We start from the raw sequence: 15,263 nt of genomic DNA on the forward strand, positions 1-15,263 counted from the left end.
TCCTGGGTCTGAGCGATGATGTTGGCTGATATGCCGTTGGTGCCCGTAAGCCAGAATGATCTTCAGAGGATGGCTTATACGGATTCGCTGACGGGGCTGGGCAACCGCTATCGCATGCGGGACCGCGTGGCGCAGATATCGGCGGAGCGCGCCAGCGACCCGGCACCCTTCACCGTCGGCATCGCCAATCTCGATTCGTTCAAGCCGATCAACGATCTCTTCGGCTCCAGCGCCGGCGACGAAATTCTCTGCCAGGTGGCCCATCGCCTCAAGGCATGCATTCCGGACGGCGCGCTGGTCACCCGCCACGATGGCGATGAATTCGCCTTCGTTCTGCCGCTGATCTTCGAGCGGGCAAGCGCCGAGAAATTCGGGCAGATGATCCGCGAGGTCCTCTCCGCCCCCTACGATCTCGGCGACCGCAACGTCCGCCTCTCGGCGTCCTTCGGCTTTGCCATCTACCCCTTTGCCGGCGAAGAGTTCGAGGAACTGACAAAGAGCGCGGAGACCGCGCTCTACCGTTCCAAGCGCCGCGGTCGAAGCCAGATCACGGTCTATTCGCGCGAGATCGCCCAGGAAATGAAACGAGCGACGCAGCTTGAGCAGGCGCTTCGAAACGCCATCATTTCCGATGCGATCGACGTGCATTTCCAGCCGATCGTCTCGCTCGCCAACAGCCAGGTCGTGGGCTTCGAAGCTCTGGCCCGCTGGAACGATCCCGACCTCGGCTTCGTTTCTCCCGGTGTCTTCGTGCCCCTTGCCGAAGAGCGCGGCTTCATCGACGCGCTCTCCGAGGCCCTGTTGCGCAAGGCGGCGGAAGCTGCCCTCTCCTGGCCGCGCGAGCTCTTCCTCTCCTTCAATCTCTCCTCGGCCCAGTTGATGGATCCGGGCACGAGCGGCAGCGTGCTCTCCATTCTCGGCCGTGTCGGGTTCGATCCCCATCGCCTCGAGCTCGAGATCACCGAAACCGCAGTCATGGGCTCGGCCGATACGGCCAACCGCATCATTGCCGACCTGCGTCAGGCGGGCGTCCGCATTTCGCTCGACGATTTCGGAACCGGACAGTCCAGCCTCGGGCGCCTGCGCGATTTCATGTTCGACAAGATCAAGATCGATCGGGCCTTCGTCTCGCGCATCAATTCGGACCGCGCCTCCGAACACATCATCAAGGCAATCTTGACGATGTGCGAGGGCCTCGATCTCGAAGTCGTGGCGGAAGGCATCGAGGATTACGCCGAGGCGACAAAGCTGCGCATGCTCGGCTGCGGCATGGGCCAGGGTTACCATTTCGGCAAACCCGCCGACAGCATCGCGACATTGCGCTTCCTGCATGAGAATTATTACGACGCCGGCGAGCGGGCCATCGCATAAATGCCGATAGCGCCCTTTCGGACGCTATCGGTTACGCGGTACTTACTGCGCAGTATTCGAACGCAGCATTCCTATTTGTTGGTGGTGGAACCGGTTGCAGTGGTGTCCATCGCGCCAGGTGCCGGTGCCTTTTCGGCCGACAGCATCTGCAGCGTCTTGAACTCGGGAGCCGCCTTCAGCGATTCCGCCGTTTCCGAGGTTGTCAGCTTGACGCTGCCATCCTGCGTGTTCTGAGCGATGGTAACCTTTTCCATCGGAACGGCGACGTTCTTTTCGCCGATGCCAAGGAAGCCGCCGACGCCGATCACGGCAGCGACGATGCCGCCATCCTTCTTCATGATCAGGTCGTTGACGCTACCGATGCTTTCGTTCTGGCCGTTATAGACCGACTGACCGATATAGGTGTTCGCGCTGACCTGGTCGGCCGACTGTTCCGTCAGATAGGTGCCCGCGCCGGCCTGCGCGGTATCGGTCGTTGCTGCCGGGGCAGGAGCCTGGGCCGCGTCACCTGCCGGAGCCATTGCATCCGGTGCCTTCGGCGGTGCAGCCGGGTCGACCGGGGAAGCCTGTGTTGCCGGAGCGCCCGGCGTTGCCGGCTGGGTTGCACTCTGCGAGAATGCTGCCGGTGCGAAGGCCGTGGCAAACAATGCGCCAGCGGCAACGGTGGTCAAAAGTTTGCGTGTCATTTCGTACCTACCTTTACGTTCCTGGGTGACCTCTAGCCTGGCACCATTAACGAGCGTGATGACCTGGCCGGTTCCCTATTGAAATGAATGGGTTGGCTATTGGTTCCGAGAAAAATTCACGGAAAAGCGCACAATATCAGAGGAACTTTGCGGAAGACCGGTTTCTGGAGGAGATGCCTCTCGGTCAAAGAAAAAGGGCGCCGCCAGCCGCGACGCCCTTTCCAAACGCTCTGGAATACCTGCGTCAGAGAACGTAGGCCGGGTCGAAAATTCCCCTCACGGTGACGCCGAGTTCGAGAAGCGCGCCAGCTTCAGGTTGTGTCGCGCGCGCCTGATCGTCCAGTCCTTCCCAGGCCGTGGTCACGGCAATCCGGTCGGCGTTCGGACCGATAAAGGCAGGGCAGGAGGGCTGTGCGGTCGGGACCTTGTAGCGGGCGATGCGCAGGCCGTCGGGGCTGTAGCGATCGACCGAACCGCCTCCCCAGCGGGCATTCCAGATATAGCCGTCGGCGTCGACCACCGAGCCGTCGATGCCGCCTTCTTCTTCCATGCTGTCGACCAGGACGATCGGCTCGCCGGCCGGAAGCCCGGTCGCGGGATCGACCATCACGCGCATGAGACGGCTGAGCCTGGTATCGGTGTAATAACCGATCGAACCATCCGGCGAAAAGCAGATCGAATTCGGAATGCTGATCGCGCTGAAGATCTTCGTCACCTTGCCGCGCGCAACATGGTAGATCGCGCCGGCATGCGTTTCGGCGCGCTTGCTCATCGTACCGACCCACAGCGCACCGGAGGGGTGCGTACGGCCGTCGTTCGAACGGTTTTCCGGCCGGTCGTTTTCGAGCGCGGCATGGAACGTCAGGTTGCCACTTTTCGTGTCACGTACGAAAAGTCCCTGTTCGGTCGCCAGCAACTGCCGATCGGCGTCGATGCGCGCCAGCACGCTCGCCATGGCAGGCAGAGCGTGGACGTTCTTTTTCTGCGTGGAAAGATTGAGCTCGTGCAATTCCTTGCCGAGAATATTGAACCACCAGACGGTATTGGTATCGGGATCGTAGGTCGGCCCTTCGCCGAGCACCGAATTGGTGCTGCAAAGTGTCTTGCCGTCGAACTCATGGATTTCAGTCATACGCCTCAAGCTCCTACCGCTGCGTCGTAGGCGTAAATGGTGGCCTTGGCGCGCTCGGCAACCTCTGCGGCAGTCATTCCGGGTTTGTAGATGCTGGTCCCAAGGCCGAAGGCCATGATGCCGGCATTGGTATAATCCGCAAAATTCTTGTCCGATACGCCGCCGACGGCAGCAATCGTCAGTTCCGGCGGCAGGATCGCGCGGATCGCATTGATGCCGGATGGACCGAGCACGCTGGCCGGGAAGAATTTCAGTCCGGTGGCGCCTGCGCGGGCAGCGGACAGCGCTTCCGTCGGCGTGAACACGCCGGGCATGGTGACCATGCCGTAGCCGCGGGCGCGGATGATAACGTCGGGCTCGACGTTCGGCGTGACCAGCAGCTTGCCGCCGGCCGAATGCAGGCTATCGACGGCTTCCGTCGTCAGCACGGTGCCGGCGCCGATCAGGCAATCAGCCGGGGCCATCCTCGCCGCGATCTCGATCGACTTGAACGGCTCAGGCGAGTTCAGCGGAATCTCGATCGCCGTCAGGCCGTTTTCGATCAGCGCTCCGACAACGCCTTCTGTCTCTTCCGGCTTGATGCCGCGAAGAATGGCAATCAGGGGACGCTTCATGGTGGGGAAGGGGATACGGTTCATCGCTCTTTCGCTTTCTCAATTCGGCCAGATGGCATTGGCGGCTGCCGCAAGGCCACGGCGCACCGCGGTATCGGCATCAATGGTTGTGTAGGACAGAGATAGTGTCTTGAAGGCCGTTTCATAAAGGCCCTGCAGCCTGCCCGATGCGACAAGGCTGATGCTGACGCCCTTGCCGGCCTCCGAAAGCCCGCCGGCGATCTCGATGCCGATCAGGGTGCCGGAAATTCGCGCTTGCGCGCCGGTGGCCGTCAGTCCGTGCAACAGCTGTCCCGAGCGGGCGGTGAAGAACAGGTTGGTCGCCATGGCGGGGCGTTCGAAGGCGGCGCGGACCGCGTCTTCGAACGCGGTCGTGTCCGCCGGCAACTGGTCAGCGCCTGCCACGGCATGCGCCAGGATCGTGTGCTTGCTGATCGCGTCGAAAAGTTCGCCGGTCATGAAGCTTGAAAAGCCCGTGACGTTGCCGTCGGTCACGTGCACCCATTTCGAATGCGTTCCCGGCATGCAGACGGCCTGCGATCCCTTGCTGCCGGAGCCGAGCGCACCGAGAAGCTGGGTTTCCTCGCCGCGCATGACGTCGGGCATTGCCTTGGCACGCTGGGCGAGGCCAGGCAGAATGCGCACATCCCGGCTCTGGCCGGGAACGGCGACGGCGCCGGTGAGAATGGCGGACAGCGAGGTCGGCACATCGATATATCCGGCCTCGACCCAACCCTGTTTGGCGCCGGCCATCCCGCAGACGATCACCGGTGTGGTGTCCGGCGCGGCGACCTTTGCAAGATGCGTTGCGAGAACGGCGGGAAACCCTGTCCTGGCCGCCGTCGTCATGCCTTCGTCGCTCCGGCTTTCGCCAAGGATGCTGCCGTCTGCGCCGATCAGCCACAGCCGGAAGCTGCTCGTGCCCCAATCGACCGCAACATAAGCGGGGTTTGCCATCAGAAAATGCCTCCATCGACGATAAGGGACTGCGCAGTCACCGCGGACGCACAGTCGGATGCTAGAAACAGGCAGGGGCCGACGATTGCATCGGCATGCAGGACCTTCTTGATACACTGGCGCTCGACGGTCCGCGCGATACCTTCGTCGGTCAGCCAGAGCTTCATCTGGCGATCGGTGACGATCATTCCCGGAAGGATGCAGTTGACGCGGATATTGTCCGGCCCGAGCTTGCCGGCCAGGCTCTTCGTCAGCCCGATCACGCCCGCCTTCGCTGCCGAATAGCCAGGGAACTCAGGCATGTTCAGGAGAAATGCGATCGACGACATATTGATAATCGCGCCGCCGCCCGCCGCCCGCATCGATGGGGCGACCGCCTGGGCTGCGAAGAAGACATGGCGCAGATTGGTCGCCTGGTTGTCGTCCCAGTACTCTTCCGTCACCGTCTCGAAATCGTGGCGGTCGTCGCGCGCTGCATTGTTGACGAGCACGCCGATCGGACCGGAATGGGCGACGATCGCCTCGACTGCGCCGCGCACGGCGCCGATGTCGCGCAGGTCCGCTTTGTGAAACCGCACGGGATGCAGGCTGTCGCGGGAAAGCCGGTCGGCGAGCGCCCGGCTTTCCGTTTCGGCGATATCGATGAAGGAAACCTTGGCGCCTTGTGTGGCGAAACCCTCGACAATCGCTGCGCCGATGCCGGAGCCGCCACCCGTTACCAGCACGCTGCGATCCCGGAATTCCGGAAAAGATGCACTCAAGCTCGTCACCGTTTCCTCCCGGGGGGGCAGAAGTTCCATTATGTGGAACCGAATTTGACTATGTGGAATTATCGGATTACGGTGCACCTCCTGTCAAGGCATCGGAACATTTATGATCGACGGAAGCAACGAAATGACGCAGCAGCGGGAGACGGGCACCCTCGGCAAGCTGATGGTGCTTCTCGATCTCGTGACGCACGCAGACCGGCCGCTGCGCTTCACCGACATCCTGGCCGCTGGCGAACAGCCCCGCGGCACGCTCCATCGTCAGCTCGGCCACCTTGTCGAGGAAGGGCTTCTGGAGATTGATGGCGATGGCCGTTATTCCCCCGGCCTGCGCCTTCTCGAGCTTGCATCGCGCAGCTGGGCTCGCAACGAATTCAGATTGATCGCCGAGCCGCATCTGAATGCCCTCCAGCAACTGACGGGCGAAACCGTGCATCTCGGCGTTCTTCGTGGCGCATCGGTCATCTATCTCGACAAGGTGGAGGGCCGCCAGCCGGTCAGGATGTACTCGCAGATCGGCAACGCTTCGCCGGTCTATTGTACCGGCGTCGGCAAGGCAGCGCTGTCGGTATTGCCGGACGAGCGCTTGAACGCGCTGATCGCCGAAGTGGCGTTTCAGCGGTTCACGCCGAATACCCGAACGGCCGAAATGCTGCTGGCGGAGATGGAGGAGATCAGGAGCACCGGCGCCGCATTCGATCGCGAGGAGCACGAAGTCGGAATTCGCTGTGTCGCAGCGCCGATCTGGTCGGAAGACCTGTCCTTCGTCGGGGGCGTCTCCGTCACCGGCCCGGCCTATCGGCTGACGATGGAGCGGCTGAACGAGTGGGCCGATCCTGTCCGGCAGACGGCCGCAAGGATCATGAGCGGCATGCGCAGCGGGCTCGGCCCGCGCCGCTGAGCGGCATTGCCATCATTTGCCCCAAAATAAGAGTATTCTGATATTGTAGTTTTGTGACGAATCATCACAATTGACGGTTGTCAATCCCCCGTACTGGGGTGTATCTGCCGTCCGCTTGCGGCCGGAGATGCATCCGCAGACGAAGATACAGCGTACCGGCCCCTTAGCAATCCCCGAGAAACCTGAGTTAAATGTACCAATGACCTATGTGCCGCAACCGTCTTCCGTAGACGTCTACGTAAGCGAAGTCGCCGGACTGAATACCCAGTTCGATATTTTTCGATTCATGAAGAGAGTGACCGAAGCGTATCGGACGCGTGCGTTCATGGTGTTCAATCTTCCGTCTGCGACAGCACGTGATCTGCAGAGCAATACGGTTATCACCAATTGGCCGGTGGAGCTGCTGTCGGCCTACGATCACGAAGGCCTGGTGACGAACAGCCCGGTCATGCGGCGGCTGCGCACCTCGACGCTGCCTTTCTTCAACGACCTGTCGAAAGCCAAACTGGAGCGTTCAGACGGTAAAGCCGGGATCGTCGCCGCCATGTTCGAGCGCTTCCGGATGACCTGCTGTGCCTATTTCCCGACCCATGACTCGTCCGGTTGCCGCGGCGCGATTTCGTTTTCGGGTGATCGGGAGGCCTTTTGCGCCGAAGAGATGCGCGAGCTGAACTATATCGCCATCCATGTTTTCGACAGGCTGGCCGAGATCCGGACGCTCGACAATCGCGTGGTCGATGCCCTGACCGATCGCGAGATCGATTGTCTCAACTGGACTGCCGCAGGCAAGACCAGCGTCGAGATCGCGGAGATCCTCGGCCTGTCGGAGCATACGATCAATCACTACCTCAACCGCGCGACGAAGAAGCTGGACACCGTCAATCGTACGCAGGCCGTGGCAAAGGCGCTTCGCATCGGATTGATAAAGTGAGATCTGCTTAAATTGCGGGCGAGATGGAGCGCCGAGCCCAAAATTAAGCCATTCGGCGTCTGTACCTGACGTTGCGCACTGGGCACTTTTCAGCTTTCACGACGTCTTCCCAACTGGCATGTTTTCTGCTTCTCTATTTCCAGCGGTCCAGAGGGGACTGGTAACGACGCCGTATAAACGGCGCGACCTACACACCGCCGTTCGATGTTGGCTCCCTTTTTGGCGAGACGATATCGGGCGGCGGTTTGTTGTATTTTGGATACGCCTTTTGATGCAGTGGGCGGCCGGCGTTCACAATCTGAGCCTCGCGGCTGGCATTTTGAGGAACCTGCCCTAGAAATCCCTGATGCTTCGCAGCATGCCCGTTGCGCCATCAGGGCGAAAGCCCGGCGGACTTGATGGCGCGACGGGATCCGCTGCCGGCATGCGTCCCCCCCAATCCGTCCGATCCAACGACGCGTCGATTTTGTTTGGCGCCGATTTTGTTTGGCGAAGACGCGGCACTCCTCTATCTAGTTTGCCGAAACAGGCAATGAGGATGGGATGACCGGCGTTACCAAGGAACAAGTTCTAGAAACGCTGAAGACGGTGCGTGGACCCGATCTCGAACACAATATCGTCGAGCTCGGCATGGTTTCCGACGTCTTCATTTCCGACGGCAAGGTCTACTTCTCTGTCACCGTCCCGGCGGATCAGGCTACGGCACTGGAGCCGCTGAGGCTGGCTGCCGAGCGCGTCATCAAGGAAATGCCGGGAGTGAAGGGCGCATTGGTGGCCCTGACCGCCGACAAGAAGGCAGGTTCTGCGGCAGCGCCCGTTTCGCGTCCGCAGGCGCATGCGGGCCATGATCATCATGGTCACTCCCACGCCCCCCAGCCGCAACAGCGTGCAGGCAAGATCGGCGTGCCCGGCATCAACGCCATCATCGCGGTGGCCTCGGGCAAGGGCGGCGTCGGCAAATCGACGACGGCGGTCAATCTTGCACTTGGCCTGCAGGCGAACGGACTGCGCGTCGGTATTCTCGACGCGGATATTTATGGCCCGTCGATGCCCCGGCTCCTGCAGATCTCCGGCCGGCCGACGCAGATCGATGGCCGCATCATCAACCCCATGGAAAACTACGGCCTCAAGGTGATGTCCATGGGTTTCCTCGTCGACGAGGAAACGGCGATGATCTGGCGTGGCCCGATGGTGCAGTCGGCGCTGATGCAGATGCTGCGCGAAGTCGCCTGGGGCGAACTCGACGTTCTGGTGGTCGATATGCCGCCCGGTACCGGTGACGCGCAGCTGACCATGGCGCAGCAGGTGCCGCTGGCTGGCGCAGTCATCGTTTCCACACCCCAGGACCTCGCCCTGATCGATGCCCGCAAGGGGTTGAATATGTTCAGGAAGGTCGAGGTTCCAGTTCTCGGTATCATCGAGAATATGAGCTTTTTCATCGCACCCGACACCGGCACGAGATATGACATTTTCGGTCATGGCGGGGCCCGCAAGGAAGCGGAACGCATCGGCGTTCCGTTCCTTGGCGAAGTACCGCTGACGATCGGCATCCGCGAGACATCCGATGCCGGCACGCCTCTGGTCGCTTCCGAACCGAATGGAGTTGTCGCAGGTATCTATCGCGATATCGCCGCCAGGGTGTGGGAACAGCTCGGCATACAGCCGCAGCGCCCGGCACCGGCGATCGTTTTCGAGTGAGAACACCGCGCGCCGCTAGACTCCCAATTGAGGAGGAAATGTGGTCAAACGGCGCAGTTCACGCAAGATGTCTTGATTCTTGTGTGGGTTTACGTCATATGGCGCGCCGTCGCCATGATGGCGTTTTGCGAATGCTCGATGACATCCGGCGTTGCCGGCTGTTGTACCGCCTGCGTGTTCGGAGTTCTCTTGTCGGTCGAAGGATTGGTGACTGCGATGCGGTTGAGCACAAGGCATATCCAGGCCCGGCCGGGATATGACAGGAACGATATGAGCTTTCAGGTGCTTTCGTTAGGATCGAAGACCGATAACCCGCGTGCCCTCTTGGCTGGCGCGCAGCGGAAGGGCTTTTGATGGAAAGGGCGATGGCCGTGCGTTGGCCTGATTGCCGGAGAAGCTCCCGGTGATCACGGCATACTGTTCCAATTGCAAGTCGATCGAACTCGGTGACCTGTCGCAGGCCCCCGCTTTGCCGAAGGACGTCGTCTGGATCGACATGATCGAGCCGACGCATGAGGAAGAGCTCTATGTCGAGAAGGCGCTTTCCATCGAGGTGCCGACGCGCGACGATCTCAAGGACATCGAGCCTTCGGCGCGGCTGTATGTTGAAGGCGACGCCGTCTTCATGACGGCCTCGCTCGTCTGGAAAGTCGAAACCGGGGCGCCGACGCTGACAGACGTCGCCTTCATCCTGGCGGGCAAGCGGCTGGTGACCATTCGCTATGCGCAGCCGAAGTCGTTCGCCTTGTTCATTGCAGCGCTTCACCGCGTGCCGGAGCAATGGCGCAGCGGTGCTGCGCTGCTTGCCAAGCTCTTCGAAACGATCGTCGACCGCACGGCCGAAATCCTGGAAATATCGGTCGCGCGGATCGATATCCTGTCGATGCATGTGTTCGGGGAGCGTGCAAAGCAGGTCCGCAAGCCCTCGAACTATCTTGAGGAAAAGCTGCGCGATATCGCCGGCCATCATCGCCTTGTCAGTAAGGTGCGTGACAGCCTGGCGTCGCTGTCCCGCCTCATGACCTTCTTCTACAATATTTCCGGGGTTCAGCAGGACCGCGACACGAAAGAACTTTGCCGCACGGTTTCGCGCGACATCCAGTCGCTTTCCGAGCATTCGTCGTTCATCGCAGGCAACATCACCTTCCTTCTCGATGCGTCCCTTGGTCTGATCAACATCGAACAGAACTCGATCATCAAGATTTTCTCGATTGCATCGGTGGTGTTCTTGCCGCCGACGCTCGTCGCTTCCATCTATGGCATGAATTTCGAACTCATGCCGGAACTGCACTGGGTCCAGGGCTATCCCTATTCGCTCGGACTCATGCTGATTTCCGCCATCATCCCCTTTTTCTTTTTCCGATGGAAAGGCTGGCTCTGAAGAGCCTGTTTTCATTTCATGTCCGAAGGCAGCCATTCTCACGATCAAAAAATGAGGCCGCGCAAGCTCTTTTATCTTGCGCTCGGCTCGGTCGGCGTCGTCTACGGCGATATCGGCACCAGCCCCCTGTACGCCTTTCGAGAAGCCCTGAAACCAGTGGCGATCGACGGGCTGACGCGGTTTGAGGTCATCAGCCTGATCTCGCTCATGATCTGGGCTCTGACCATCATCGTCACCATCAAGTACGTACTCTTCCTGCTGCGCGCCGACAACGAAGGCGAAGGCGGAACCCTGTCGCTGCTTGCGTTGCTGATGAAGACGGCCAACGGGCACACGGCATTCCTGATGCTGCTCGGCCTGGTTGGTGCCGCCCTTTTCCTCGGCGATGCGATGATCACGCCGGCGCTGTCGGTTCTGTCGGCTGTCGAAGGCCTGAAGCTCGTGGCCCCCAGCATGAGCGGCTATATCGTGCCGATCTCCGTGTGTATCCTGGCCGTTCTGTTTGCCGTGCAATCGCGCGGAACCGGCACCATGGCTCGATATTTCGGCCCCATCACCGCGCTGTGGTTTCTGGTCATGGCTGCAGCCGGGATTTCGCATATCTCCGACGATTTTGAGATCCTTGCCGCGTTCAACCCCTATTATGCGGTGAGCTTCCTCCTGCACGAGGGCTTTTACGGCGTGGTCGTGCTCGGCGCCGTCTTCCTGACCGTGACCGGAGCCGAAGCGCTTTATGCCGACCTTGGGCATTTCGGTCGCCGGCCCATCCAGTGGGCCTGGTTCGCGCTCGTTTTTCCCGCGCTGACGCTCAATTATCTCGGGCAGGGCGCGCTCGTCCTCGGCAATCCCGAGGCGATGTCCGATCCGTTCTATCTGATGTACCCGAAATGGGCGCTGTTGCCGGTCGTCATTCTCGCGACCGCCGCGACCATCATCGCCAGCCAGGCCGTCATAACAGGCGCCTTCTCGCTCGTTCGCCAGGGCATCAACCTCGGCTTCCTGCCGCGGATGGAAATTCTCTTCACGTCCGAAACGAACACCGGGCAGATCTTTCTGCCGTCGGTCAACACCGTTCTCTTCTTCGGCGTCATCTTCCTCGTCATCAGCTTCGGCACATCCGACGCTCTGGCAACGGCCTACGGCATCTCGGTGACGGGCGCGATGGTCGTCACCTCGATCATGGCCTTCGAGTTCGTGCGCGTGCGCTGGAACTGGTCGATCCCGGTCGCGACGATCGCCCTTGCACCGTTGCTTGCGCTTGAAATGATCTTCCTCGGTGCGAACCTCTTGAAGATCCACGACGGCGGCTACATTCCGGTCCTGATCGCGACAGCGTTCACGATCATCATGTGGACCTGGCGCCGCGGTTCCGCGCTCCTCATGGAGAAGACGCGTCACACGGATATCCCGCTGGCATCGTTCGTGAGCTCGATCGAGCGCAAGAGCGATCATTCGCCTGCACACGTTCCCGGCACTGCGATCTTTCTGACCAGCGATCCGGAGTCCGCGCCGGCCGCATTGCTGCACAATCTGAAGCATAACCATGTGCTTCACGATAAGAATGTCATCCTGACGATCCGCACGGTCAACAAGCCGCGCGTCCCCAGCGCCGACCGATACAAGGTCGAGCAGATTTCCGAGCGCTTCTCGCGCGTCGAACTGTTGTTCGGCTTCATGGAATCGCAGAACGTGTCGCAGGCACTCGCGACCCTGCGGAAGACCGGGCTGAAGTTCGACATCATGTCGACCTCTTTCTATCTCGGCCGCCGCAAACTGGTGCCGGATGCAAAGTCGGGCATGCCCTATTGGCAGGACCGCCTCTACATCGCGCTCGCCAACGCCGCAGCCAATCCGTCCGACTATTTCCGCCTGCCGGCAAACCGTGTGGTCGAACTCGGCTCGCACGTCATCATCTGAGCAATTCCAGCAAAAGTGCGTAGCGGTTTTGCGTCTGGAATTGCGTAAGACAAGAAGACAGAGCCTTTTCGCGATTCGAAGAAAAGCGGAAATGCTCTGAGGCGCTTCCGAACGGTCCATCATTCGACGAGCCCGGCCATCGCGCCGGGCTCGTTGCGTTTTTGCGGCCGCTTGGAACACTGCCGGATCGATTAGGACCTCTGCATTAACCAAGCATCAAGGTTAATGAGACATTTTCAATGGCATGTTCATGCGTCCCATGCCGGAGTCTGGTGTTGCGTCCAAATAGCCGTTCCCGTGGCAAGCTGCGTCTCTTGCTTCAAAACTGGAGCTCACCCGCTCTCTTCGGTGTCTGCGGATGGCTGATGTCCCCGACCATGGCATCGCACGCCGACCTCGCGGCGTTGCTGGCCGGCCTCGATCAGGGGCACGAAAACTGGCGCATGGTGCTGACCAATTCCCCGGCCGGATCGATCCATCAGGCTGAACTCGCCTTTTCCGATCCGATCGTCACGAGCACGATTGCATCAGGCGCAGGAATGGTTTTGCCGGATGGCCGCAAGGTCGCCTTCATGGCAAAGGACAGGGGGCACGAAACGACGCCCGATGAAGACCGTGTCAATCGCCGCGCGAAGAAGGGCAGGGTGGTCGCCGTCGAACAGATGCAGCCCCCAAAGGACTTCTCCGCGGGTTCGATCCTGCAGCGCACCCGGCTTCTCTTCCAGCCGACCTTCGATCTCAAGGACAGGTCCGCCTTCGTGAAGCCGAAGATCATGGGCAAGGAAATCCAGATCGCCACGAACTTCTATAAGAAAGAGCCGCCGAAGCAGGAGCGTGGCGTCTCGCCGATGCTGGCGGGTCTTGTGACAAGCGAGAAGGCCGACGTTCTGGCCGTCGCCTACGCCCCCGCGGCGCCCGATTACGCACGCCAATCGCCGTTCGATTCCATTCTGACCGACAAGGCCGACAATGGCCGGTTCGTCCCGCAGATCGGTCCCCGCGATCACGCCTGGGCGGCGAGCGTGCTTCCGCCATCCGTTTTTTCCGCGACCGAACAGCAGTGCCTCGCATCCGGCATCTATTTCGAGGCCCGGGGCGAAACCGTGAAGGGGCAGGCCGCCGTCGCACAGGTCATTCTCAATCGCGTGCGCAATCCGACCTATCCGAAAACGATCTGCGGCGTCGTTTACCAGAACGAGGACTGGCGCAATCGCTGCCAGTTTTCCTTCGCCTGCGACAACATCAAGGATCGGGTGAATTCGCAGTATCATTGGAGAATTGCCCGCGAAGTGGCGATGGCCGTCACTGCGGGCAAGATCTGGCTGCCTCAGGTCGGCTCGGCGACTCACTATCATGCCGTCTACGTGCGTCCGACATGGGCAAGGACGATGGAAAAGGTCGGTCGTATCGGTCTGCACGTCTTTTACCGCACCTATGGCGGAGGCTGGAGCTGACAAATCGCCGATCCGGCACCGATTTTCGGCCGGATAAACGCTCCCCAAAGCGGATTCTTTCGGTCGAATTTGCGTTATGGCTCCAAACGCGGTCTAAGCATATGTTTTCAATCGATTATTTTATGGCTGGACATAAGTCGCCGACGCCTTGACTATGCTTTTTGCTAAAACTATGTTGCGCGCGACTTCAAAACGGGCCGGAAGGTTCTCAAACCTTGGGGTCGTTGTCCTGAAGACCGGGGTAGCGGGATCGCGGACAGCGGCAAGCGGAGGAGAGCAACATGGCGGATGACCGTGAGGAAAGTCTTGAGAAGCGCCGCGCGCAATTGGGAGCGAAACTCGCTACCAAGCGCACAGAGGCGGGGAAGGACGAGGCTGACGAAGCCCGCGCCGAGGTGAGCCGCAAGGGCTACGCCCAGGCGATGAAGCTTTCGAGCGAGTTCATTTCCGCAATCGTCGTCGGCGCTGTTCTTGGCTATGTCTTCGACCGTTTTGTCGGCACGGCGCCTTGGGGATTGATGATTCTTCTTCTTCTCGGATTCGGTGCCGGCGTGCTGAACGTTATGCGGGCGGCTGGAAAGGTGGCGACACCGAGCCCGGCCGAGCGCGACAACGAAAAGAAATAGGGCGGACGCTCCGGCGGTTCGCCCAGTGCAGAAATCCCGTGTCATGCGGGCCAAAGATAGAGAGAACAAGCGGTGTCTAACGATCCGACCCATCAGTTCCTGATCCAGAAGATTGTGCCGATCGAAGTCGGCGGAATTGATTTCTCGTTTACGAATGCATCGCTTTTCATGGTCGCATCCGCAGCCGTCGCTGCCGGCTTCCTGTATTTCTCCACGTCGAACCGCGCGATCGTGCCGGGCCGCTCGCAGTCCGTTGCCGAGATGTCCTACGAGTTCATCGCCGGAATGCTGAAGGAAGGCGCCGGCACCAAGGGGATGAAGTTCTTCCCCCTGGTCTTTTCGCTTTTCATGTTCGTCCTGACGGCGAACCTGCTCGGCATGTTCCCTTACTTCTTCACGATCACCAGCCAGATCATCGTCACCTTCGCGCTGGCTCTGCTGGTCATCGGCACGGTGCTCGTCTACGGCTTCTATCAGCATGGCTTCCGCTTCCTGAACGTCTTCATCCCGCAAGGGGTGCCCGGATTGCTCCTGCCGCTGGTGGTTTCCATTGAAATCATCTCCTTCCTGTCCCGGCCGATTTCGCTCTCTGTTCGTCTCTTCGCGAACATGCTCGCCGGCCACATCACGCTGAAAGTGTTCGCGGGCTTCGTTGCCTCGCTTGGAGCGCTTGGTGCGATGGGCATCGGCGGCGCCGTTCTTCCTCTCATCATGACGGTCGCCCTGACCGGTCTCGAGTTCCTCGTCGCCTTCCTCCAGGCTTACGTCTTTGCGGTGCTGACTTGCATGTACCTCAACGACGCGATCCATCCGGGTGGCCACTAAGGG

The 15,263-nt window shown here is 60.5% G+C and carries 15 protein-coding genes; 9 read left to right on the plus strand and 6 right to left on the minus strand.

Annotated elements, in window-relative coordinates; genetic code table 11:
* The first annotated feature begins 15 nt into the window (after positions 1 to 15).
* The gene (locus tag ASC97_RS01650) at positions 16 to 1,371 is read left to right on the plus strand and encodes a putative bifunctional diguanylate cyclase/phosphodiesterase (protein ID WP_057466611.1); all 1,356 of its coding nucleotides are present in this window, start codon (positions 16 to 18) and stop codon (positions 1,369 to 1,371) included.
* 71 nt (positions 1,372 to 1,442) lie between these two features.
* Here the strand turns inward: ASC97_RS01650 and ASC97_RS01655 are convergent, their stop codons facing one another.
* From ASC97_RS01655 to ASC97_RS01675, 5 genes are all read right to left on the minus strand, one after another.
* Positions 1,443 to 2,057 carry a PRC-barrel domain-containing protein gene (locus tag ASC97_RS01655; RefSeq protein WP_057466612.1) on the minus strand — a complete coding sequence of 205 codons (615 nt, stop codon included), beginning with the start codon at positions 2,055 to 2,057 and terminating at the stop codon, positions 1,443 to 1,445.
* Positions 2,058 to 2,301: 244 nt separating this feature from the next.
* On the minus strand, positions 2,302 to 3,189 hold the full coding sequence (locus tag ASC97_RS01660; RefSeq protein ID WP_057466613.1) for an SMP-30/gluconolactonase/LRE family protein: 888 nt from the start codon (positions 3,187 to 3,189) through the stop codon (positions 2,302 to 2,304).
* Between the two features lie 5 nt (positions 3,190 to 3,194).
* On the minus strand, positions 3,195 to 3,827 hold the full coding sequence (locus ASC97_RS01665; protein WP_057466614.1) for a 2-dehydro-3-deoxy-6-phosphogalactonate aldolase: 633 nt from the start codon (positions 3,825 to 3,827) through the stop codon (positions 3,195 to 3,197).
* A 15-nt stretch (positions 3,828 to 3,842) separates the two neighbouring features.
* Positions 3,843 to 4,760: a 2-dehydro-3-deoxygalactonokinase gene (locus ASC97_RS01670; protein ID WP_057466615.1), complete on the minus strand. Its 918-nt coding sequence runs from the start codon at positions 4,758 to 4,760 to the stop codon at positions 3,843 to 3,845.
* The gene (locus ASC97_RS01675; RefSeq protein WP_200959426.1) at positions 4,760 to 5,560 is read right to left on the minus strand and encodes an SDR family NAD(P)-dependent oxidoreductase; all 801 of its coding nucleotides are present in this window, start codon (positions 5,558 to 5,560) and stop codon (positions 4,760 to 4,762) included. Before ASC97_RS01675 ends, ASC97_RS01670 begins: the two co-directional genes overlap by 1 nt.
* 73 nt (positions 5,561 to 5,633) lie before the next feature.
* Here ASC97_RS01675 and ASC97_RS01680 point away from each other — a divergent pair, with 73 nt between their 5' ends.
* The 3 genes from ASC97_RS01680 to apbC all read left to right on the plus strand — a co-directional run bounded on the left by ASC97_RS01680 (position 5,634) and on the right by apbC (position 9,057).
* The gene (locus ASC97_RS01680) at positions 5,634 to 6,428 is read left to right on the plus strand and encodes an IclR family transcriptional regulator (protein WP_057466617.1); all 795 of its coding nucleotides are present in this window, start codon (positions 5,634 to 5,636) and stop codon (positions 6,426 to 6,428) included.
* Positions 6,429 to 6,627: 199 nt separating this feature from the next.
* Positions 6,628 to 7,359 carry a helix-turn-helix transcriptional regulator gene (locus tag ASC97_RS01685; RefSeq protein WP_057466618.1) on the plus strand — a complete coding sequence of 244 codons (732 nt, stop codon included), beginning with the start codon at positions 6,628 to 6,630 and terminating at the stop codon, positions 7,357 to 7,359.
* 543 nt (positions 7,360 to 7,902) lie between these two features.
* Positions 7,903 to 9,057 (plus strand): iron-sulfur cluster carrier protein ApbC, encoded by a 1,155-nt coding sequence (gene apbC, locus ASC97_RS01690; protein WP_057466619.1) that lies wholly within the window; start codon positions 7,903 to 7,905, stop codon positions 9,055 to 9,057.
* 89 nt (positions 9,058 to 9,146) lie between these two features.
* On the opposite strand, the gene ASC97_RS34415 is transcribed toward apbC, so the two are convergent.
* On the minus strand, positions 9,147 to 9,287 hold the full coding sequence (locus tag ASC97_RS34415) for a hypothetical protein (RefSeq protein ID WP_162246674.1): 141 nt from the start codon (positions 9,285 to 9,287) through the stop codon (positions 9,147 to 9,149).
* Positions 9,288 to 9,460: 173 nt separating this feature from the next.
* Here ASC97_RS34415 and ASC97_RS01695 point away from each other — a divergent pair, with 173 nt between their 5' ends.
* From ASC97_RS01695 to ASC97_RS01715, 5 genes are all read left to right on the plus strand, one after another.
* On the plus strand, positions 9,461 to 10,438 hold the full coding sequence (locus tag ASC97_RS01695) for a magnesium transporter CorA family protein (protein ID WP_057466620.1): 978 nt from the start codon (positions 9,461 to 9,463) through the stop codon (positions 10,436 to 10,438).
* Between the two features lie 18 nt (positions 10,439 to 10,456).
* Entirely contained in the window at positions 10,457 to 12,355 is a 1,899-nt protein-coding gene (locus ASC97_RS01700; protein ID WP_057466621.1) for a potassium transporter Kup, read from the plus strand.
* Positions 12,356 to 12,594: 239 nt separating this feature from the next.
* Positions 12,595 to 13,809 carry a cell wall hydrolase gene (locus tag ASC97_RS01705; RefSeq protein WP_200959427.1) on the plus strand — a complete coding sequence of 405 codons (1,215 nt, stop codon included), beginning with the start codon at positions 12,595 to 12,597 and terminating at the stop codon, positions 13,807 to 13,809.
* 281 nt (positions 13,810 to 14,090) lie between these two features.
* A complete protein-coding gene (locus tag ASC97_RS01710) occupies positions 14,091 to 14,435 on the plus strand; it encodes an AtpZ/AtpI family protein (RefSeq protein WP_057466623.1) in 345 nt (114 codons plus the stop codon).
* A 72-nt stretch (positions 14,436 to 14,507) separates the two neighbouring features.
* The gene (locus ASC97_RS01715) at positions 14,508 to 15,260 is read left to right on the plus strand and encodes a F0F1 ATP synthase subunit A (RefSeq protein ID WP_057466624.1); all 753 of its coding nucleotides are present in this window, start codon (positions 14,508 to 14,510) and stop codon (positions 15,258 to 15,260) included.
* Positions 15,261 to 15,263 lie beyond the last annotated feature (3 nt).

It is taken from the genome of Rhizobium sp. Root1203, from assembly GCF_001424945.1.
In the GTDB taxonomy this organism is placed as follows: Bacteria; Pseudomonadota; Alphaproteobacteria; order Rhizobiales; family Rhizobiaceae; genus Rhizobium.